21 protein-coding genes and 1 tRNA gene are annotated in these 20,074 nt (G+C 69.6%); 6 read left to right on the forward strand and 16 right to left on the reverse strand.

What is annotated here, in order from left to right; all coding sequences use genetic code 11:
- Positions 1–27: 27 nt before the first annotated feature.
- From OHB44_RS02225 to OHB44_RS02235, 3 genes are read right to left on the reverse strand one after another with little or no spacing between them, the layout of a single operon-like run.
- Entirely contained in the window at positions 28–411 is a 384-nt protein-coding gene (locus OHB44_RS02225; protein ID WP_330439490.1) for a hypothetical protein, read from the reverse strand.
- Positions 408–1,310 (reverse strand): class I SAM-dependent methyltransferase, encoded by a 903-nt coding sequence (locus tag OHB44_RS02230; RefSeq protein WP_330439491.1) that lies wholly within the window; start codon positions 1,308–1,310, stop codon positions 408–410. The genes OHB44_RS02225 and OHB44_RS02230 overlap by 4 nt, the downstream gene beginning before the upstream one ends.
- A complete protein-coding gene (locus OHB44_RS02235; protein WP_330439492.1) occupies positions 1,310–1,603 on the reverse strand; it encodes a hypothetical protein in 294 nt (97 codons plus the stop codon). Before OHB44_RS02235 ends, OHB44_RS02230 begins: the two co-directional genes overlap by 1 nt.
- Positions 1,604–1,659: 56 nt before the next feature.
- Here OHB44_RS02235 and OHB44_RS02240 point away from each other — a divergent pair, with 56 nt between their 5' ends.
- Complete coding sequence (locus OHB44_RS02240) at positions 1,660–2,304, forward strand: TetR/AcrR family transcriptional regulator (RefSeq protein ID WP_238685348.1); 645 nt, start codon at positions 1,660–1,662, stop codon at positions 2,302–2,304.
- A 9-nt stretch (positions 2,305–2,313) separates the two neighbouring features.
- Here the strand turns inward: OHB44_RS02240 and OHB44_RS02245 are convergent, their stop codons facing one another.
- A complete protein-coding gene (locus OHB44_RS02245; protein ID WP_266303997.1) occupies positions 2,314–3,195 on the reverse strand; it encodes a LysR family transcriptional regulator in 882 nt (293 codons plus the stop codon).
- A gap of 137 nt (positions 3,196–3,332) precedes the next feature.
- Between OHB44_RS02245 and OHB44_RS02250 the strand changes: the two genes are divergently transcribed.
- Positions 3,333–3,944, forward strand: coding sequence for a dihydrofolate reductase family protein (locus tag OHB44_RS02250; RefSeq protein ID WP_330439493.1), 612 nt, complete (start codon positions 3,333–3,335; stop codon positions 3,942–3,944).
- Positions 3,941–4,888, forward strand: a complete 948-nt coding sequence (locus OHB44_RS02255; RefSeq protein ID WP_330439494.1) for a GNAT family N-acetyltransferase — start codon at positions 3,941–3,943, stop codon at positions 4,886–4,888. Before OHB44_RS02250 ends, OHB44_RS02255 begins: the two co-directional genes overlap by 4 nt.
- A gap of 86 nt (positions 4,889–4,974) precedes the next feature.
- Here OHB44_RS02255 and OHB44_RS02260 read toward each other — a convergent pair whose 3' ends face one another.
- The 4 genes from OHB44_RS02260 to OHB44_RS02275 form a co-directional block, all read right to left on the reverse strand.
- Positions 4,975–6,882, reverse strand: a complete 1,908-nt coding sequence (locus tag OHB44_RS02260) for an ABC transporter permease (protein WP_330439495.1) — start codon at positions 6,880–6,882, stop codon at positions 4,975–4,977.
- Positions 6,883–7,007: 125 nt separating this feature from the next.
- On the reverse strand, positions 7,008–8,438 hold the full coding sequence (locus tag OHB44_RS02265; RefSeq protein WP_238685353.1) for an extracellular solute-binding protein: 1,431 nt from the start codon (positions 8,436–8,438) through the stop codon (positions 7,008–7,010).
- Positions 8,439–8,892: 454 nt separating this feature from the next.
- On the reverse strand, positions 8,893–9,663 hold the full coding sequence (locus OHB44_RS02270; protein ID WP_238685354.1) for an IclR family transcriptional regulator: 771 nt from the start codon (positions 9,661–9,663) through the stop codon (positions 8,893–8,895).
- A 180-nt stretch (positions 9,664–9,843) separates the two neighbouring features.
- A complete protein-coding gene (locus tag OHB44_RS02275; protein ID WP_330439496.1) occupies positions 9,844–10,746 on the reverse strand; it encodes an SdrD B-like domain-containing protein in 903 nt (300 codons plus the stop codon).
- 186 nt (positions 10,747–10,932) lie between these two features.
- Here OHB44_RS02275 and OHB44_RS02280 point away from each other — a divergent pair, with 186 nt between their 5' ends.
- Positions 10,933–11,658, forward strand: coding sequence for a DUF4839 domain-containing protein (locus tag OHB44_RS02280; RefSeq protein ID WP_330439497.1), 726 nt, complete (start codon positions 10,933–10,935; stop codon positions 11,656–11,658).
- A 330-nt stretch (positions 11,659–11,988) separates the two neighbouring features.
- Here OHB44_RS02280 and OHB44_RS02285 read toward each other — a convergent pair whose 3' ends face one another.
- Positions 11,989–12,576: a nucleoside monophosphate kinase gene (locus OHB44_RS02285; protein WP_330439498.1), complete on the reverse strand. Its 588-nt coding sequence runs from the start codon at positions 12,574–12,576 to the stop codon at positions 11,989–11,991.
- 169 nt (positions 12,577–12,745) lie between these two features.
- A tRNA-Lys gene (locus OHB44_RS02290) sits at positions 12,746–12,817 on the reverse strand.
- A 211-nt stretch (positions 12,818–13,028) separates the two neighbouring features.
- Here OHB44_RS02290 and OHB44_RS02295 point away from each other — a divergent pair.
- The gene (locus tag OHB44_RS02295; protein WP_124861128.1) at positions 13,029–13,331 is read left to right on the forward strand and encodes a hypothetical protein; all 303 of its coding nucleotides are present in this window, start codon (positions 13,029–13,031) and stop codon (positions 13,329–13,331) included.
- A gap of 147 nt (positions 13,332–13,478) precedes the next feature.
- Entirely contained in the window at positions 13,479–14,561 is a 1,083-nt protein-coding gene (locus OHB44_RS02300) for an NAD-dependent epimerase/dehydratase family protein (RefSeq protein WP_330439499.1), read from the forward strand.
- A 141-nt stretch (positions 14,562–14,702) separates the two neighbouring features.
- Here OHB44_RS02300 and OHB44_RS02305 read toward each other — a convergent pair whose 3' ends face one another.
- The 6 genes from OHB44_RS02305 to OHB44_RS02330 all read right to left on the reverse strand — a co-directional run bounded on the left by OHB44_RS02305 (position 14,703) and on the right by OHB44_RS02330 (position 20,041).
- A complete protein-coding gene (locus OHB44_RS02305) occupies positions 14,703–15,893 on the reverse strand; it encodes a hypothetical protein (RefSeq protein ID WP_330439500.1) in 1,191 nt (396 codons plus the stop codon).
- A gap of 197 nt (positions 15,894–16,090) precedes the next feature.
- The gene (locus OHB44_RS02310; protein WP_330439501.1) at positions 16,091–17,266 is read right to left on the reverse strand and encodes a GNAT family N-acetyltransferase; all 1,176 of its coding nucleotides are present in this window, start codon (positions 17,264–17,266) and stop codon (positions 16,091–16,093) included.
- 83 nt (positions 17,267–17,349) lie between these two features.
- Positions 17,350–18,042 (reverse strand): ABC transporter permease, encoded by a 693-nt coding sequence (locus OHB44_RS02315; protein ID WP_238683201.1) that lies wholly within the window; start codon positions 18,040–18,042, stop codon positions 17,350–17,352.
- On the reverse strand, positions 18,039–18,884 hold the full coding sequence (locus OHB44_RS02320) for an ATP-binding cassette domain-containing protein (RefSeq protein ID WP_330439502.1): 846 nt from the start codon (positions 18,882–18,884) through the stop codon (positions 18,039–18,041). Before OHB44_RS02320 ends, OHB44_RS02315 begins: the two co-directional genes overlap by 4 nt.
- Positions 18,881–19,219, reverse strand: coding sequence for a PadR family transcriptional regulator (locus OHB44_RS02325; RefSeq protein WP_238683203.1), 339 nt, complete (start codon positions 19,217–19,219; stop codon positions 18,881–18,883). Before OHB44_RS02325 ends, OHB44_RS02320 begins: the two co-directional genes overlap by 4 nt.
- 102 nt (positions 19,220–19,321) lie before the next feature.
- Positions 19,322–20,041 carry a PP2C family protein-serine/threonine phosphatase gene (locus tag OHB44_RS02330; protein WP_112586332.1) on the reverse strand — a complete coding sequence of 240 codons (720 nt, stop codon included), beginning with the start codon at positions 20,039–20,041 and terminating at the stop codon, positions 19,322–19,324.
- Between the last annotated feature and the right edge of the window lie 33 nt (positions 20,042–20,074).

Consider the following 20,074-nt stretch of genomic DNA (forward strand, 5'->3'; position numbering starts at 1 on the left):
GGTGATCGGGCGTCGCGTCAGCGGCGGCTACAGCCGCTCGAAGCTCTCCATGCCGGCGAGTTTCAGCACCTCGGTCCGGGTCGCCGGGCATTCCTTGCGGGTCTGGTCGTCGATGTCGCGGCCGTTGGGTACGGGGCCCTGCTTCTCGTACCAGGAATAGAGGTTCACTGTGAGGTTGGCCATCGCGCCGGTCTCGGACCCGATCCCCTTGAGCGTCGGCACCTGGCCGTCCAGGTAGGCGCACACGTCCTTCGCCGACACCGCAGAGCCGTCGGCCGGAGTGGATCCGGCCGCGCTGGGCGACCGTGTCGTGTCTGGCGCCGCAGCGGGCTCGGGCGCGTCGGCCTCGGTGCACGCCGTCAGGGCGAACATGAGGCAGAGGGCTGGTGCGAGCGGTCGGAACGTACTCATTGGATGTTGTCCTCACGGGCTTCGTGGTGGGTAGGGGTTTCGGCGGCGTTCGCGGTGACGAGCCAGAGGCCGGTGGGCAGCCGGTAGCCGACGCCAGGCTCACGGAACCGGCCGAGCAGCCGGGCGCACCCCGCCCGGGCCGAAGCCTGACCAGCCGGCGGAGCCGCCCGGTACGCGGCACCGGCCGGGCCGACCTCGATGAGCCATTCGGCCACCGCGTCGGCGTCGTCCGGTGTTTCCAGGGCGACATCGCACTGTGTGACCGTGACGGCGGTGAAGCCGGCGGTGGTGAGGATCCGGACGAGCCGCGCCGGGTCGGCGAACGCGAACGGACCGGGCTCGTCACCGACCGGGAGCGGTGGCAACGGTCCGAGATGCGGTGCGGCGCCGAGCATCGCCGCGGACAGCCACGGGTTGACGCCGCTGTCGCGGAAGACGGTCGCGGCGAGGCGCCCTCCCGGGTGCAGTGATCGCCGGATCGTGCGGCAGCCGGCAACCGGGTCCGCCAACAGCATCAGGGTCATTCGTGAGAACGCCGCGTCGAACGGGGCACCCGGCACGACATCGAGAGTCTCGATGTCGGCCACGTGGAACTGGAGGCCCGGGTGCCCGTCGGTGGGGAACCGGCGTCGCGCGGCGGTCACCATCGCCTCGTCGATGTCGACACCGATCGCCGCGCCGGTCCCGCCGACTGCGGCGGCGATCTCGGCTGTGGTGCCGCCGCAGCCGCAGCCCACGTCGAGGATTCGTTCGGCGGGTCGTGCGGCCAGTCGATCCATGGCCGCCGCTCCCAGCGGCCGACCGGTCTCGTCCTGCCGATCGGCGTGGCGAATCCAGCCAGCTGCCGAGCCCGCCCAGAAAGCGGCGCCGCGGGCCCGCAGGCTGGCGGTGTCGGCCATCAGAACGGCATCTCGGCGCCGTCGACGCTCACCGAGCGGAAGTGAGCCGCCTTCGTCGGGTCGAAGCCGTCCTCCTGTGCCGCCAAGCCAGCAGCCCGGACCAGCCGTTCGGACTGGAACTGGCGGAATGCCGCCTCGTCCTGCCAGATGTTGATGATCCGCCAGCCGTCCTCCGTCGGCCCGGCGACATGGGCGAGGAGACCCGGCGGTCGGTCCGGTCCGAGGTGGCGTTCCACCTGCCGGTACTCCGCCTCGCTGACGCCGGGCATCTCCTGCAACACACCGAACGGCATGACCGTCACCTCTCGATAGAGTGAGCCTCTATCCAATAGAGCACTACACTTGGGAGGTGGTTGTCAAGCGACGTTATGACTCTTCGCGCCGACAGGAGCAGGCCCGACAGACGCGGCGAACGATCCTCGAAGCGGCTGGCCGGCTGTTCGTCGACCCGGGCTACGCGGCCACACCGCTGACCGCTGTCGCCGTGGAAGCCGGCGTCGCGGTCCAGACCCTGTACGCGGTGTTCGGCAGCAAGCGGCAACTGCTCTCCCAACTGGTCGACGTCACACTGGCCGGCGACGACGAACCGGTGGCCCTGCCGGACCGGCCCTTCGTCGCCGAGATCCGCGCCCTCGCCGACCCCCGGGCCAAGCTCGTCCGCTACGCCCGTCACCTGGCCGAGGTCAACGCCCGGCAGGCCCAGGTGATGCTGGCGCTGGCCGGCGCGGCCACTGCCGATCCAGACGTCGCCGAGATCTGGCGCAAGAACGTCGACGACCGCCGCCGCGGCATGGGCATGTTCGCCGCCGAACTCGTCGGCACCGGAGGCGTACGCCCCGACCTGAGCGTCGATCAGGTGGCCGACATCCTCTGGTTGGCCCAGGACGTCCGCAACTTCGACTGGTTCGTCAGGCAACGCGGATGGACGATCGAGCAGTACCAGCGGTGGTATGTGGACACCGTCAGCGGCGCGATCATCGCCAGCGCCGGGTAACGCGGCGGGCTATTCGACGGACTGGAGACCCTGCGCGATGCCGGCGAAGGATCGAATGAGCTCGGTCTCGCTGCCGGTACGCCAGATCAGCCCCCACCGACCCGGCGGGGCGTCGTGGATGGGCACGTAGGCGATGTCCGGCCGCGCGTAGTAGCGGGCGGCCTGGGCGTGCACCGGCGAGACGGCTTCGCCGGTGACGAGGATCGGGATCATCTCCTGGAAGTTGGAGACCGACGGGCCGATCGGTATCAACCGTCCGCTGGGTGTGCGTACGGGCACCAGGATCTCCCGCCAGTAGTCCGGCCGGGCCCCGCCCATGACCGTCTCGTCCGCCAGGTCCTCGTAGGAGACCGATTTCCGGCCGGCCAGCCGGTGGGTCACCCCGACGGCCAGCACGATGGGTTCGGTGTAGATCACCGGGCCGACGGTGAGGTCCGGTTCCTTGACGGGCAGCCACACGATCTGCACGTCGATGTCGCCGGCGCGCAGCCGACCGAAGGGATCGCCGAAGTCGACATGCCGCAGCTGCACCTCGCAGTCAGGGTGGTCCTTCGCGAACCCGTCGAACAACTCGCGGAAATCGTGGAGGTTGACGGCGATCGACCCGACCCGCAGCACCCCGGTCTTGCCGCGAGCCGCGAGCCTGGCCCGGTCCATGCCCTCGTGCAGACCTCGGTACATGGGCTGAATGTCGTCGAAGAGCCGTTGGCCGATCGGCGTGAGTGTCACCTGCCTGTTGTTCCGCTCGAACAGCGCGGCGCCGATCCGACGTTCCTGCTTCTTGATCGCCTGGCTGACCCGGGCCTGGGTCACGTGCAGCCGCTCGGCGGTGCGGGTGAAGTGCAGTTCCTCCGCCAGGGTCAGAAAGATCTCGATGTCGCGGAGTTCCATGCACCGTTCCCGATCCACGCATTAGCGAAGGGTTATGGCACGTTACCAGTTCTGATCTTGTAGCCCGGTGCCTCGCCCGGCAGGCTGATGGACGTCGCCGCTGAACAGCATCCGGCAGCCTGAACGAGGAGATCGTCGTGCGCAAGCTCGTGTATTACATCGCCGCCACACTGGACGGCTTCATCGCCGGTCCTGACGGCGCCGACCCCACCGGCCCCGACGGCTTCTGGCCCATCCCGGACGACTACCTGCACCACCTCGTCAGCGAATATCCGGAGACCCTCCCCGGTCCGGCCCGGCAGGCGTTCGGCATCACCGACCAGGGCAGCCGGTTCGACACAGTGCTGGAAGGGCGCCACTCCTACGAGGTGGGCCTGAAGGCCGGCGTGACCGACGCGTACCCGCACCTGCGCCACCTGGTGTTCTCCCGCACGCTGGGCAGCAGCCCGGACCCGGCCGTCGAGGTCATCGGCCAGGACCCGATTGCCACGGTACGAGAGCTGAAGCGGCACGACGGCAAGGACGTCTGGGTGATCGGCGGCGGCGCGCTGGCCGGTGCCCTCTACCCCGAGATCGACCAGCTGATCATCAAGCTTGCCCCGTTGACAATTGGCGCCGGCATCCCGCTCTTCGGCCGCGACGCCGTCTTCGCACCACGCACCTGGCGCCTGACCGACCACACCGTTCTGGACAGTGGCGCCCTCTTCCTCACCTACACGCGCACACAGACCGGAAACACGTCCGCATGACCATGTCCCGGGAGGACGTCACGATCCGTCCCATCACCGGGCCGGACGAGATCGCCCTGTTCAACCGCCTGCCGTACACCATCAATCACGAGCTCGACGACGACCTTGCCGACAAGCGCCGCCGACCGGAGTGGATGTGGGTGGCAGTGCGCGGCGACCGACTGCTGGCCAGGGTCGCCTGGTGGGGCCGTGGCGACGACACCGCTCCGCTGCTGCTGGACATCCTCGACGTCGACGACACCGCCGAGGATCTGACCGAGGTGGCACAGGCGTTGTACGAGACCGCCGCGAAGCAGGTCCTGGCACCCGGCACGGTCCCTCCCGAATACGGCCGATTCATCCCGGCGGACTGGCGGGAGAACCCGGACACCTACCGGGCCGTGCGTACCAGGATGGGCGTCCTCGAGAGCACCGGCGCCCGCCTGACTGTCGAACGCCTACGCCTGGAGTGGCGCCCCGCGGCCGGCCTGCCCACGCCGGATCAGCGACTGGCCTTCCGCCCGGCCCTGGACACCGACGAGCTGCTCGCGCTGATGACCCGCGCACTGGACGGGACCCTGGACGCGCACAGCCGTGCCGACCTGGCGCAGATGTCGCCGCACGAGGCCGCGCTCAAGCACTACGAGCAGGAACTCGCCACGTACTCCAGCCCTCGCGAGTGGTGGCGCATCGGCACGTTGGGCGAGAGCGGCGAGCCCGTCGGGTTCGTCGTCCCGGCCCGCAACGCCTACCACCCGGTGATCGCCTACCTCGGCGTCGTCCCCGAACACCGGGGCCACGGGTACGTCGACGGCCTTCTCGCCGAAGGCACCCGAGCCCTTGCCGCCGAGGGCGTCCCACGCATCCGCGCGGCCACCGACGTGGGCAACGCACCCATGGCACAGGCCTTCGCCCGCGCCGGTTACGTCAACTTCGAGCGGGCCATCAACATGGCCTGGCGGTGACCGGCGGAGTGCCGTAGGGGAGCGTTTCGTGCGCGGCCGCTGGTGCGCGATCGGCACCAGCGGCCCGTCCGGTTCACAGCACGAACTCAGCCCTTGACCGCGCCCGCGGTGAGCCCTTCGGTCAGGAAGCGCTGCCCGAGGGCGTACATGATCACCACGGGGATGCTGACCAGCAGCGACGCCGCGGCGAGTTGTCCCTGCGGCACGACGTCCCCGGCGATCATCGATTGCATCCCCACCGGGAGCGTCTTGTACTCGTCCTTCGTGATGAACACGAAGGCGAAGAGGAACTCGTTCCAGGCGTTGGTCAGGGTGAAGAGCGCGACCGCCAGCAGCCCTGGCTTGGCCAGCGGCAGCACCACCTTGCCGAACGCCTGGATGCGGCTGCAGCCGTCGACCAACGCGGCCTCCTCCAGCTCGATGGGGATCGACGAGAAGTACCCCACGAGCAGCCAGGTGGCGAACGGCAGCGTGAAGGTCGGGTACGTCACCACCAGAGACCACAACGAGTCGGTGAGCCGGGCGCCGATGAGCATCTGATACAGCGGGATGAACAGCAGCGCGCCCGGCATCACGTAGGTGAGCAGCACAGTGACGGTGAAGCCCTGCGCCCCGCGGAACCGCAGCCGGGCCAGCGCGTAGCCCGCCAGCGCTGCGCAGACCAGTGCCACGGCCGTCGACGCCGCGGACACCAGCAGGGTGTTGAGATACCAACGGCCGAACGGCTGGTTGTCGAACAGGGCGCCGAACTGCTCAAGGGTCCACGGAGTCGGCCACAGGTCGTCGGTACGCATGACGACCTGACCCTCGGACTTGAAGGCCGTGACGGCGATCCAGTACAGCGGGCCCAGCACGAAGAACAGCAAGCCGGCCAGCGCCGCCCAGGAACCCAGGCCCGACACCGCCGACGACGAACGGCGACCACCTCGGGACTGGAGGGTCGAGACCACCCGGCCGACCCCCGCCGCGATCAGCAGCATCACACCGAGGACCACCGCCGCCTTCCAGAAGATCTGCGGTGACGCCCAGGCCAGCAGACCGGTGACCAGCGCGGCGACGACCCACGGCAGCGCCTTCCGTGCCTTCGGAGCCCAGCGCCGTGTCCCGGTCCACCGCGCTGTCCGGCGTCGCCGGGGCAGTTTGATGTTGGTGTCCTGCCGCAACAACCGGACCAGGACGAACACCAGCCCGCCGATGATCGGCAGCATGACGAGCGTGACCGCCGCGCCCGCGCCGTACTGGAGCTGCAGGATGGCCTTCGAGTAGGCGATGAGCACGTACGGCGCTGTCACGTCGCCCGGGCCGCCCTGCGTCAGCAACCAGACCAGGTCGAAGTTGTTGAACGTCCAGATCGACGACAGGGTCACCGTCACGGTGATCACATGGCGCAGTCCGGGCAGCGTCACGCTTCTGAATCGCTGCCACGCCGAGGCGCCGTCGATGGTTGCCGCCTCGTAGAGGTCTGCCGGGATGGCCTTCAACCCCGCGAGGAAACACACTGTGAAGAACGGCACTCCCTTCCAGACATTGACGAGGATCACCGACGGCATGGCCAGCGACGGGTCGGACAACCAGCCGGCGGGCCAACTGTCGACCAGGTGCGCGCTGGCCAGCAGCGGCCCGATCCCGGTGGCGGTGAGCAGCGTGTTGACGCTGCCGAAGATCGGGTCGAGCAGCGCGCGCCAGCTGAACGCCGTCACCACCGTCGGCACCACCCAGGGCACCAGGAGCAGCCCGGCCAGCACGGCCCGCCCACGGCGGCGATGGTGCAGCAGCAGGGCCGCGGCCAACCCCAACACGACCTTGAAAACCTCGGCGTACGCGGTGAAGACGAACGAGTTCACCACGCCGGTGTGGAACTGGTCGTCGCCGACGAGCGCGAGGTAGTTGTCCAGGCCGACGAAGACGCTGTCCTGCCCGTGCCGTTCCGTGGTGCTGGTGACGATCGAACGGGCGATCGGCACGAGAACGAGCCCGCCGACCAGCACGGCCATCGGTGCCAGGAACAGTGCCGCGAGTCGCCAGTCACGACCCAGCCGCCGCTGGACCGCCGTGAGGGAGCCGGGCCCCGACGGCGGGGATTTCCTCGCCGTCGGGACCCGCGCAGGACGGACCGACCTCACTGCCGCAGCCCCTGCTGGTTGAAGATCTGCACCATCTTGGCGTGGGCGGCCGTCACGGCCTGCGCGGGCGCCGTGCCCTGCACGACCTGCTGCATCATGTCGGTGAGGACGTAGGCAGACCCCACCGCCTGCTGGCCCGCGCTGGCCTTCTGCGGGAAGGCCAGGCCGTTCTTCGTGTTCAGCGGCAGCTTCAGTTCAGTGATCTTGCGCAGCATGGGGAACGCGGGGTCGCCGCTGGTGAAGAACGGGTCGGCGTCCCAGACCTTCTCCCAGGCGGGCATCACCAGGCCGGGTGCCTCCTTCGCCACCCCGAGCAGCGCGGGCGCGCTGACCAGGTACTGCGCCAGGAGCTTGGCGAGCGCCGGGTTCTTGGCGCCCTTGAAGACGACGAAGCCCTGCGACTGGCCGAGCAGCAGCGGATTGTCGGTCGCCGGCCCGATGCAGTCGGAGAACACGTGGGTGTTCGCGTGCACCGGGTTCTTCTTGGTCCTGGAGTCCGCGTAGACGCTGAACTGGTTGCGGGTGTAGCCGAGGATCCCGGCGAGCCAGTTCTCGTTGTTGCTGGTGTCGGTCCAGCTCGCGATCCCCGGCGGCAACATCGGCTTGTACTTGGGGTTGGTGTAGATGTCACCGAGGAAGGTCACCGCCTGCACCGTCTCGGGTGAGTTGAAGGTGACCTTCCGGCCGTCGTTGGCGGCGATCGACCCGCCGTAGGCGTTGATCAGCGCCTCGATCATTCCGTTGCCGTCACCGGACCGGTTCACCGTCATGCCCCAGCCGAACCGGCGCTTGGTCGGATCGGAGATCTCCAGGCACAGGTCCCGCAGTTCCTCCCAGCTGTAGATGTCCTTGGGAGAGATGCCCTTGTCCTGCATCCAGTCCTTGCGCAGGAACGACCCGATCCCGATGAAGTGGTACGGGATGGCGAACCACTTGCCGTCGAAGACGCAGAAGTTCTTGGCCTCGGCGCAGGGCTCGCCGTACTTGGCGGTCAGCGCCTTGACGACGTCAGTCACGTCCTCCAGGTCGCCCAGCGCCTGGAACTGCGCGACGAACCGCGAGTCGGTCATGAACGCCAGGTCACGGGCCACCCCGCCCTTGACCTCGGCGTCGATCTTGGCCACCACGTCACCGGCGTCGGCCTGGACCAGACTGTTCTCGATCTTCGTTCCGGTGCTGTCGGCGAACTTCTTGATCGAGCTGTCGAGGGCTTCGTTCGCCGCCGTCGAGTACAGCTTCTGCGACAGCATGCCCATCGAGGAGCCCTTCATCGCCGCCGCGGCGTCGATCAGCTCCTGCGGAACCTCCGGCTGCACCCTGGTGGGTGATTCGGAGCCGTCCCCACACGCGGCCAGACCGGCCGCGCCGAGTACCCCCACTCCCATTCCCAGAAAGCCGCGCCGGGACCACCCCGAGTTGTCCTCCATGGACGTTCGCCTCCTCTGTTTCCCGCGTGATTGCACGCCGAAGGCGTGCCTGTGCTCCAGGTGTCCCTATGACGGCGACCACGCACGCGTCGCCCGCATCGATCAGTGCGCTCGCGTACCCGTTGTTGCGGTCGACGGGGTAGCGACGGGCCTGCCTTTGCCGCCGCCCACCGTCGGTTGTCCGCTGACGCACGCGTCGTCTTGGCCGCCCAGCGCGCCGCGCGAGAGATTCCGCGTGCCGCGCGCCGGGAAGCGCGACGAGGTTGAGGCGATCGGCGACCGGGCCGAGAAAGCTGCGCTGACGTTGCAGTTCGGTCGGGCCACGAGACCACCACCGTTCGAGATTTCGAACTGAGTTCGAGATACCGTATCGAGTGGTCGCGACGCTAGAGCAGCGTCAAGAAGAATGTCAATGTTTCGATGGGGTTTCGAACCGAAAACGGGAGGCGGCCAGCTATCGAGGCTGGGCCCGGTAACCCATGCGAGCCGACAGCGCCGCCGCGCCCTCGCGAACCAGCCCGGTCCACTCCACGTGCGCCTCCGGCGTCCAGCGGATGATCGGCGCGGACAGGCTCATCGCGGCGATGGTGGTGCCGGAATGGTCCCGGATCGCCGCAGCCACGCAGCGCATGGCGGTGTCGGACTCGCCGATGTCCACAGCGACGTTCTCCGCCCGGACCCGATCAAGATGCTCGCGGAGCCGGGCCGGGTCGGTGATGCTGTCCGGCGTCATGCCCGGCAGGGCGTTCTTCATCAGGACGGCGTCCAGGCCCGCCCGATCGAGGCCCGACAGCAGAACCTTGCCGACAGCCGTGCAGTGCGCCGGCAGCCGCCGCCCGACAGCGGAGACCATCCGGACGGGGTGCGTGCTGTCGAACTTCACCAGGTAGATGACATCGGCGCCGTCGAGCACCGCCACATGGACCGCCTCGTCGCACGCGGCAGCCACGTCCCGCGCCACACACTGCGCCTCGCGGACCAGATCAAGTCGGCCGGCGAACGCCGCACCGAGCTGGAACAGCGGCATGCCGAGCCGATACTGCACCGGCTGCCCCGGTACGGAGATCAGGTACGAGCGAGCCTCAAGCGTGACGAGCAGTTCATGGACCGTGGTGCGGGGCAGCCCGAGCCGCTCCATCACCTGACGGGCCGACAACTGGGGGCAGTCCAGGAACAGTTCGAGGACGTCGAGCGCACGGTTGACCGCCGGTACCACACGGGGCATGTCGATAGTCCCTTCGCAGCGCCGGACCCATGTCAACGATCTCCACACGGGCCAGCACCTGAAGAGGATATCTACGTCAGCCTCCGGCGCCAGGTGTCATCACCACCCCCACCGGCGGAGCCGCTGCTGTCTGTCCGGATCGCCGCCCGCCCGAAACATCTCGGGCGGGCGGCGAGGGGCTCAGCTCTGGCTGACCAGGCCGGCGTCGACCACGTACTCTGCGCCATGCACGGCCTGGAATTCGGCGCTGGCGACGAGCAGGGTCGGCTCGAACTGGTACGACCTCACGATGTCCGAGTCCGTGGCGTCGTCACCCACGTCTGAGACAGTCCGGCCGTACGTGGCGGCTGCCTCCAGCCGGACCTCGTACAGCAGCTCGGTGCGGGCGGTGATCGACCAGGTTCCGTCCGGGTCGACGGTGGCCGAGCCACCGCCAATCGCCTGTCGCTGCGGACTCGACAGACTCACCTTCAACACGCCGTCCGGGCCACCGGCGATGGCAGGCTCATCCGCCTCGCGCTGCCCATCCCGGTCAAGGTCGTGCCACACACTGCCGCGGATGACGCACGTGCCCGAGATCGCCACCGTGACGGATGCGGTGTTGTTGTCGGTGTTCGCCTCGCGGCGTTGCGGGGTGATGCTCGTGGTGATGGGCACCCTGCTGCCCGGTGTCGCGCCGGCCACGACGAACGGCACGAACAGCCGGCTCGCCCGACCACCGGCCGCCAATTGCGGATACGAGCACGTGTAGCTCGTCGTGCTCACTGCCGTGCAGGTCCAGGCAGGGTCAACGACCGACGGGGTCGTGGTCCTGAGCCCGGCGGGCACCGCGACAGTGACGCTGATCGGGTCCGACGCTCCGGTGCCGTAGTTCCGGATGTCGATCTCGCCGGAGAAGGTCTCGCCCTCCGCCGGATTCAGCACGTCGGTCATCATCAGATCGACGACCAGATCGGGCTGGAGTCGCCCGGCCGCCACCGCGTCGGCCGGAGCGAGTGCCGCCGTGCCCCCGACGAGGGCGAGGGTGGCCAGCGAGGTGGAAAAGGTACGTCGGATCGAGCGGGAAAGGGAACGAGGGCGCATAGGTTCCTCACGTCGCAGGTGACGGCCCTTCCAGGAGAGTGAAGGCCGCATTGGAGATCAAGATCTCCACTCGTCCGGCGTCGTCGATCAGCCCGGCGTTACACGGAGCCGGTGTCAGTTGTGCCTGTCCCCTATGCTGCGCCAGGCAGTTGGTGTGAGCAGTCCACTGAGGAGATGCGTAGCCGCATGGCCGACGAGATCAAGTACGAGTACAAGACCGTACGGCCAGTTCGCGGCACCGACGGCTGGGTTATCTCGAAGATGCAGAAGGATGGCTGGGAGCTCGTACGACAGACCCCAGGCGCGCTTCGCTCCACAGTCGACTTCCGTCGGCCGAAGAAGCCGCAGCCGTGGCTCCTGATCGGCGCGGCGGCCGCTGTCCTCGTGATCCTTGCCGTCGTCATCGGCGCCGCCTCTGCACTCAGCGGCGGAGACGAGAAGAAGGACGAGTCAGACAAGTCGACGGCTGCTGTGAGTGAGAAACCGTCTGCTACGCCGGCTCCGACCGCTGTCGAGTCGGCTGCCACTGAGGTGATCACGCCGCAGAACAATCCGGAGTTCGCCGCGCTGCTGAAGGCGGACAGTTGCGACGACGCGAACCTGGCCTTCGCGACCAGGCACGAGGGCAAGACGATCGCGTTCAACGGCTCGATCGTGAACATGGTGCCCCACGGTGACTACGACACCCGCTACGACTTCCTTCTGGGCCCAGGCGACAAAGGCCCGAACACGGCAGTCGGCCCGGCCTTCAAGTACGAGGACGTCAACATCCTCGACCTGAAGCTGACCGGCAAGCAGATCCCCGCCACCGTCGGCGAAGGCGACAAGTTCCGCTTCGTCGCCGAGGTAGGCGAGTTCAAATCCGCCCAGTGCCTCTTCTTCCTCGACCCGGTCTCGACGGAAGTCCGGTAGTCAAGATAGGCGGCGGCGTCATCACCGACCGCCTTGCCCGGTGATCACCTAGGCGGACACGTCACGGCCGCGCCGTGACCCGCCGACGGACCCCCGACCATCTTGGAGCCCGAGCGCCCCGCCGGAGGCGAAGTAACCGCAACCCCGCTACCCGCCACCAGCTCGCCGACGCAGCCGGCGTGCGCTGCACTATGCCGCGGGCTCGTGACCGCGCGGCCCGGCCGGCTGCCGGCCCCATGGGCTGACCGCTTCCGCGCCAGCCGGCGGGCGTGTTGCGTGGCCGGAGTCGGAGCGACGGACGCGCGCCCAAACGGCGGCGCGTGCGGCCCGTCAGGAGTGGCGTTTACTGGCAGAGGCGATTGGGATCAGCCTGGCTGCTACGTCCTCGAAGTCGCCGAAGCCACTGACGGTTTGCCACAGGCCATGGGCCCGGTAATAGGCGCGCAACGGCTCGACCTGCTCTCGGTAGGTCTCCTGTGAATGCGAGTACATCACTAAGAGTTCCTGGCGTCGCTCGGCTTGCTGAGAGTCCAGGCCTATCTGACGTTCCACCCGGCGCTGCGCGGCGAGGCGGAGTTGGTCCTCCGTAAGGACAACTTCGATCACTGTGTCGGTGACATGGCCGCTCTGCGTCTGCAACTCAGCTTGGCGGATGTTGCGAGGGAAGTTGTACAGCACCCAGCCACCGTCGGCGTTGGTTAGGGCGTCAGCGATGGCTTTGACCATTAGCTCATCCGGGACAAGATGTCCGGCCTGCATATACCGGCTCGCCTCTTTGCCCAGCGGAGTCTGCTGCTGCACGTGACCGCGGAAGACGTTACCTGCGCTGACAACCTGTAGGCCGATGGCGTCTGCCAGAGCCCACGCAGCGGAAGCCAGGTCGACTACCGGCCCGGCGATGAGGACCACGTTGGGCATGTGTACTCCATGTGGATGACGCCGAAGCGCCAAGCTAGCCACCCGCAACGTGCTCAAGCGGCTCGGCAGAGCACTGGACCGGTAGAGCGCTACTGCTGCATTTCGCTGCTGTACGAGTCGTGCTGACAAAGACAGCGGCCCTGCAAAGGGCCGCTGAGCTGGAACGGAGTGGGCCGCCAGGGACTCGAACCCTGAACCTATGGATTAAAAGTCCACAGCTCTGCCATTGAGCTAGCGGCCCGCGCGCTCAGGTTACCCGACGGTGAGCGTCGACGGCTCTCGGCTTCCGGCCGGCCGTCGATGGCTGCGGTTGGACGGCTGTCCGCCGCAGTTGATCATCACCTGTCGGGGCGCGGCCGAGGGTCCGGGGCGCTGGGTCGGTGATTTGGGGTGGATCGAGCGACCTCGTCCGGCGGCGCATGGGTGTGGGTCGGTGGGGAACCAGGACCGGCATGGGATCGAGCCGATTGCCTGCCGTGGCGGCCTCCGGGGAGGAGGTCGGGCGTGACGGCGTACGCCAGCCGGGTGGCGAGGTGCACGCCTGGTTGCCCGGCCAGAACCAGACGGTCTGTGGCCTGGCACTGAGCCGGACCCGACTGCGTCGCTTCCCGCATGTGCGCTTCGACTACTCGGGTACCGACGTGCTCACTGAGGCGGACGCCGTGGGCTGGATCTGCCCACGCTGCCTGGCCGCCACCGCCGGTAGGCGGGGCAAGGAGAAGCACGGCTGGGTACGGGAGTCTCCTCGCCCTTGATCGACTCGGAATCCCGGAAGTCGGGGTGTTCTGCGCGCGCGGATGCCGCGACTTTCAGGAAGTCGAGTGGATCAAGCCGCACGCGCCGCAGGCCCCCGCCGCGCTGGTGGGCGGTTGAGCTGCTGCTGGGCGGGTACGGGGTCGGGCATGCGGATCGTGGTGGTGGGGGCGAGCGGCAACGTCGGTACGGCGCTGCTGCGGCGGCTGCGCCGGGAGCGGGGCGTGGAGCTGGCCGGGGTCGTTCGACGGTTGCCCGGCCCGGATGCCGGCGAGCCGTACGACCAGGTGGAGTGGCACTCCTGCGACATCGGCGCGCCGAGCGCGACCGGGCAGCTTGCCGAGGTGTTCGCGGGTGCGGACGCCGTGGTGCACCTGGCCTGGCAGATCCAGCCCAGCCACGACCAGCGGGTGCTGCGCCGGACCAACGTCGAGGGCAGCCGGGCGGTGATCAACGCGGTGGTCCAGGCCGGTGTTCCGGCCCTGGTGTACGCCTCGTCGGTCGGCACCTACGCGCCCGGCCCGAAGGATCACCCGATCAGTGAGCGGTGGCCGGCCACCGGTGTGCCCGGTTCGTCGTACAGCGAGCACAAGGCGGAGGTGGAGGCGCTGCTGGACGGCGTCGAACGGGATCAACCTGCGCTGCGGGTGGTGCGGATGCGACCCGGGTTGATCTTCCAGCGGGCCGCCGGTGCCGAGATCACCCGTTACTTCCTCGGCCCGTTGGCGCCGGTGCGGCTGCTCCGCTTCGGCCGGATCCCGCTGGTGCCGACGAACCGCCGGTTGCGGATGCAGGCGGTGCACGCCGATGACGTGGCTGACGCGTACGCCCGGGCGGTGTTGGGTGATGCGCGCGGCGCCTTCAATGTCGCCGCGGACCCGGTGCTCACTCCGGAGCTGGTGGCCCGGCACTTCCACGGTTGGACGGTGCCGGTCGCCGCGCCGGTGCTGCGGGCGGCGGCGGCGCTGACCTGGCGGGCGCGGCTGCAACCGGTCGACGTGGGCTGGGTGGAGCTGGGTCTGAACGCCCCGCTGATGTCCAGCGAGCGCGCGGAGACCGAGCTGGGCTGGCAGCCCAAGATCAGTGCGCTGACGGCGCTCAAGGAACTCTTCGCCGGGATGGCCGACGGCGACCACACGGCAAGCCCGCCGATGTCCGGCGCACGGGACCTGCCCGGCCGCCCCGCCGCCCTGCTCCGCGCCCGCCCCCCAGGCGAAGGAAACCCCTACTGACCCCACCCCAGCTTGTTGATCAAGAGGTTTCGGTCAGAAAACGCCGCCCCGATGACCGAAACCTCTTGATCACCGGCGCGGGCGCGGGCGCGGGCGCGGGCGTGCGGGGGGCGCGGGGGTCGGCGTGCGGCAGGGCGCGGGTTAGGAGAGCTTGGAGTTGGTGAGCGTGGGGTTGCGGGCGCCCAGGAAGAAGATGCCGGGGAAGCCGCGGGTCTCGAACGTGGCGCTGGGGTTGCGGCGCAGGGTCGAGTTCTCGATCTTCATCGTGCCGGTGCGGTTGTTGCTCACGAAGAAGACAGCGCCGCCACCCTCGTTGGCAGTGTTGTTCTCGATGATCGTGCCGGCGATCCGTACGGTGAACTCGTTGCCGTCGCAGTAGATCGCGCCGCCGCTGCCGCCGCCGGGCGTACCGGACTTGGCCGGGTTGGCGCCGCTGCCGATCGCCTCGTTGTTCCTGAGCAGGCTGTTCAACACCACCCACGACACGCCGATGCTGCTCAGCGCCCCTCCGTTGGAGCAGGAACCGCCGTCGAAGGTGCTGCCCACCACGTACACCGGCTTGTTCTCGTACTGGCTCAGCACCCTGACGGCCGCGCCACCCAGGTCGGGGCCGGTGCGGTCGCAACGGTTGCGGACGAAGCGCGAGTTGACCACCTTCAGCCGCCCGCCCCGTACGAAGATCGCCCCACCGCCGCCGCCCTCGGCCTTCTCGCCTGTGGAGTTGCCGTCGGCGAAGGTCAGGTTCTGCACTGTGAGTTGCGGGTGATCCTGGTTCTGGCAGTGCGAGGTGGTGAAGCCCTGGGCCTCGTCGCAGGTGTTCATGTAGAGGATGCGGCGCCGCCCCTGGCCGCTCAACGTGACAGTGCCGCCGCCGTCCAGCACGATTTTCGGCCCGTTGGCGTTGCGGACCTTCGCGGTGGCCGCCATCTTGATCGTCACCGGGGCCGGTCCACAGTTGAAGGTGATGACACCGCCGGCCGCGACGGCCTTCACGACGGCCGCGGAGGTGCAGCTCGCCGGGGTGCCGGTGCCGATGGTCCGGGTCGGCTTCGAGGTGTTCACCGCCCGCGCCTCGGCCGGCACTGTGGCAGTGCCGTTCGGGTTGCCGGCGGCGAGCACCTTGTTGGCGGGCTTCGGGCTGGCGCTGGCCCCCGGGCCGCCGAGGCCGTCCCGCGCACCCGGCGCGTCGCTCTGACCACCGGTGGGCAGCGCCGTCGGTGAGGCGGTCGAGCCGGCCTCGAAGGCGGGAGCCGGGTCGTTGGACGCGCAGGCGGGCAGGGTAGCGGTGGCGACACCGAGGACGAGGAGAGCGGCAAGCGACGTCAAGCGCACCCCTTGATGCTAGGAGCCGCGACGGCGTCGCGACGAATCCGCCGAGCCGGTTTAATGCGCCGCTAAGCCAGGCCCGCCGCCGCCGGCTGCCGCCCGCCGCCGCCGGCTGCCGCCCGCCGCCCGCCGGCTGCCGCCCGCCGCCCGCCGGCTGCCGCCCGCCGCCCGCCGCGCGGTGGGCCCCCGGCGGCAAACCGGGCTCAGAAGTCGGCGAAGAGGTACGGTACCCGGCGGGGGAACAGGCCGCGCAGCTCCGTGGCGGCGTCCACCGGCACCTCACCCAGACCGCGTAGCGGCAGCTCGGCCGGGTCCAGCACCCCGTACGCGAGGGCGGAGAGCCCGGCGGCGGTGAGCGTGGCGGTCGGCGCGCGGCCGGTGGTGTCGCCGACCAGTTCCAGCGCTCCGGTCGTGCCGTCGAGCAGGTGGGTGCCGGCCAGCCAGCGGTCCCCGGTCAGCTCGATCCGCACCCGGCCCGGGCCGGCGGGCAGCCCGCTCAACGCGTCCAGCGACAGCAGCCGGGCCATCGGCGCGGACGAACCCGGCACTGCCGTACGGGCCTCGACGTGCACGTCCAGGTCGGTCAGCCACAGCTCGGGCAACTCGTCCGGCGGAACCTGAACGGTGATCCGCTCGATCTGGTCGACGTGCCGGGCGAAGAACTGCAACAGCAGCGTCCGCGCGAGCGGGTCGGCGACAAGCAGCTCGTTGCCGTGCAGCGTGCCGCCGTGTTCGTCGATCCGGTACGTCACCGCGCCGGTGACCTCCCCGCCGACCCGGGCGGTGAGCAGCCAGTACTCGTCACGGTCACGCATCCCGACCGCCCGGTGGTCCGGGAAGATCGCGAAGCCGTGTCGTTCCTGGAGGTTGCGCTCGGTGAACGCCCGCCACGCCGGATAGCCGGCCGCGACGCGTTCCCAGCCGACCTCGCCGGGCAGGTCCACCCGGAGCAGCGAACCCAGGTTGGCCGGGGTGAAGGTGACCCGGCGCGGCTTGGGCAGCCCGACGTAGCCGAACCGGGCGTAGAAGCTGGGCCGGAACGGATAGAGCGCGCTGAGCGGGTGGCCCTCGTCGCGCATCTCGTCGAGGAGTTGGTGCAGCAGCGTCCGGACGTGCCCCTGCCGGCGGGCCAGCGGATGGGTCGCCACCCCGGCGACACCGGCCATCGGCAGCACCACCCCGCGCAGGTTCTGTCGCATCGGGATGGCCGAGACGGCGGCCAACGTGGTGCCGTCCTCCTCGGCGATCAGCGTCCGGTTGCCCTGGTTGTAGGGCAGGTAGTCGCGGAACTCGGCGGTGCGGGCAGCGCTGAGCGGCGAGGACTCGAAGGCGTACGCGGCCAGCGGGAAGCTGGTGGTGAGACGGTCGTCGTCGGTCACCCGGCGAATGGTCATTCGCCTATCTCAACCCGCCGCGCGGGTCGCAGCAACCGGATTGGCCCGATCCGCGGCCGGTGCGGCGGTCAGCCGACCGGCAGGTGCCGCAGGTGGCGACGGCGGCGCAGACGGACGCTGGCCACCGCGGCCACGCCCAGGGTCAGCAGGGCGGTGACGACGAGCCCGTGCAGCAGGCCACGGAAGAGATAGCCCTGGTCGGTGTTGTCGACAGTCCAGGTGGCGATCTCCCGGCTCGACCAGAACGGCGTCAACCTCGCCCCGGACCCGGCCGGGTCGATCAGCATCTGCACCGTCACCACTGTGAGCAGCAGCAGCGTGCCCTCCAACTCGCGGGGCAGCAGCGCACCGATCAGCATCCCGAACGGCGCCGCCACCGCGACGGAACAGAGCAGCGCCGCCGCCAGGCCGCCGTACCGCAGGTCCGCGCCGTCGATCATCGGGAGCAGGAAGAAGGGTACGGAGATGACCAGCCCCACCGTCCACAGACCGAGCATCCGACCGAGGTAGAGGTGGTGTGGGCGGTAGCCGGCCAGCCGCAGCCTCGGCTCCAACTCGCGGGCCGCGGTCGTGGCGAACAGCGCGGCGGTGCTCACCGCCCAGCCCACGCCGAGCAGCAGCGAGCGAACCGACTGCCCGAGGTAGGCGTCCCGCCGGATCAGGTAGAAGGTCAACGGCATCAACAACAACAGCAGGAGTACGCCTCGACGCCGCAGCAGCTCCCGCAGTGTCATCTCGGCGACGGTGACGAGCCGGTTCACGGGCGGCCTCCCTGGATGCCGGGCGCGTGCCACAGGGTCTCGTGTGCCGGGGTCAGGTCGAGCACGATGTCCACCCGGTCGAGTTGGTTGAGCAGGTGGGTCACCACGACGATGGCGGTGCCGGCGTCGCGCAACCTGCTGAGCTGGTCCCAGAAGTTGACGTACGTGCCCTGGTCGAAGCCCTGGTACGGCTCGTCGAGCAGCAGCACGTCGGGGGCGCTGAGCGTGGACATGGTCAGGTTGAGCTTCTGTCGGGTGCCGCCGGAGAGGTGGCGGGCCTGCACGTCGCCGCCCGCTTCCCAGCCGAGCTGCCGGGCCGCCGCCCGACCGGCGCGGCGGGCCGGGCCCCGGGCCACATCCTGGCCGGCGCCGATCAGCACGAAGTGCTCGTCGGCGAGCAGGAAGTCGGAGGTGCCGCCGGACTGCGGGCAGTAGCCGAGCCGCCCGGAGACGGTCACCTCACCGGCGTCCGGTGACATGAGTCCGGCGCAGATCCGGAGGAAGGTGCTCTTGCCGCAGCCGTTCGCGCCGACGACTGCGGCGATCTGTCCGGCCCGGACGGTCAGCGTGGCGTCGCGCAGCACGGTTCGCCGTCCGTACCGCTTGGTGATGCCCGCGGCGTGCAACCGGACCGGGCCGGGGCGCGGTCCGGGCGCGGTGCCGATGCTCTCCACGACGGCACCCGCGTACTGCTGGGGTGGGCCGAAGACGACCCAGGGGTCGCCGCCGCCCTCGCGTAGGTGCGTAGCGGCCTCGGCGACCACGTGCCGTGCGGCGTCCGCCGCGACCCGGCGTTGGTGCAGCTCGGCTGTGAGCGTACGCAGCCAATCGTCGGCGTTCACCGGCTGACCCCCTTCGTGACGATGTCGTTCACCGGCCGGACGAAGGTGAGCCAGGCGCTGCCGCCGGCGCGGAGTGCCGCGTGCCCGTCGTCGGTGAGCCGGTAGTACTTGCGGGCTGGCCCGGCGCTGCCCTCCCGCCACTGCGCGGTCACCAGGCCGGTCTTCTGTAGGCGCAGCAGCACGGGGTAGAGCGTGCCGCCCTGGATCGGCCCGACGCCCGCCGCGTCGAGCGCCTGGGCGAGCTGGTAGCCGTAGGACTCGCCGTTGGACAGCAGGGCCAGGACGCAGATGTCGAGCACCCCCCGCAGCCACTGCCCACGTCGGTCGGAATCCACGCGTCGGACAGTAGCGGCGCTAGCTAGATGGCACAACCACCTACTGTGGCAGCGGAACCCGAACCAGTCGGTCCGGGTGAGCCGCCGAGCGAGCCGTACGGGTCAGCGGGCGACGACGTCGGAGACCACGACTGTGACGTTGTCCGGCGCGCCGGCGTGGTGGGCCAGCTTCACCAACTGCTCGCCGCACTGCTGGCGGTCGGCGTACATGCCCAGGGCAGCGGCGATGGCCTCGTCCTCGACGTAGTCGGAGAGCCCGTCGCTGCATAGCAGCAGCCGGTCACCGGGGACCACTGTGAGCACCCCGACCGCGGGTGGGGTGTCGGCGCCCTGCACGGCCCGGGTCACCAGGGACCGCTGCGGGTGGTGGCGGGCCTGCTCGGGAGAGAGGGTGCCCTGATCGACGAGCGCCTGTACGAACGTGTCGTCCCGGGTGAGCTGGGTCAGCTCCCCCTCGCGCAGCAGGTAGCAGCGGGAGTCGCCCACCTGGGCCAGCACCAGCGTCTCCCCGGCCAGCAGCGCCGCCGTGAGCGTCGTACCCATGCCGTCCCGGCTCGGGTCGACGGTGATGGCGGCGTGGATGCGCTGGTTGGCGGTGCTGACCACGGCACGCAGCGCGTCGGCGGCGCCGTCGGGGTCGGTGGGCGGAGCCAGCTCGTCCAAAATCCGGATCACGATCTCGCTCGCCACCTCGCCCGCAGGCAGCCCGCCCATGCCGTCGGCGACGGCGATCAGGCGGTCACCGGCGAGGGCGGAGTCCTCGTTGTTGGTGCGCACCAAGCCGATGTCGTTGAGGATGACCGAGCGGAGGATCAGCGTCATGGGGACAAGCTTGCCAAGAACAACCCGCATTCG

It is taken from the genome of Micromonospora sp. NBC_00821 (assembly GCF_036347035.1).
Taxonomy (GTDB): domain Bacteria; phylum Actinomycetota; class Actinomycetes; order Mycobacteriales; family Micromonosporaceae; genus Micromonospora; species Micromonospora hortensis.